The 301-nt window shown below is 64.5% G+C and carries 1 protein-coding gene; it reads right to left on the bottom strand.

Features of this window, described 5'->3' with window-relative positions:
- The coding region (locus EIK80_RS25425; RefSeq protein WP_125159725.1) for a TonB-dependent receptor domain-containing protein at positions 1-301 on the bottom strand (301 nt) is incomplete at both ends.

Below are 301 nucleotides of genomic sequence, written 5' to 3'. Positions count from 1 at the left end.
GGTGGTCGCCAGGCCGCCGAAGAAGCCGCCGCTCTTATAGCCGCGGTTGTAGGTGGCGTAGACATTGGCGTCGTCGCTCAGTTCGTAGCGCAGGCCAAGCCGGCCCGAGACCGCCGAGAAGGTGTTGCTCTGCTTTGAGGTCAGGATGACGATCAGGCCGTCCTCGGCCTGGCTCTTGTAGTCCATGGACTTGTCGTCGGCCGACCAGCGCAGGCCCACCGTGCCGGTCAGCCGGTCGGAGATCTTGTAGTCGGCCTGGCCGAACACGGCGTAGCCCTTGGTCTTCTGGGTGTAGGGATAG

It is taken from the genome of Caulobacter sp. 602-1, assembly GCF_003931565.1.
In the GTDB taxonomy this organism is placed as follows: domain Bacteria; phylum Pseudomonadota; class Alphaproteobacteria; order Caulobacterales; family Caulobacteraceae; genus Caulobacter.
The sequence above is the reverse complement of the archived record's forward strand: the minus strand, read 5'-3'. Positions and strand labels throughout refer to the sequence as shown.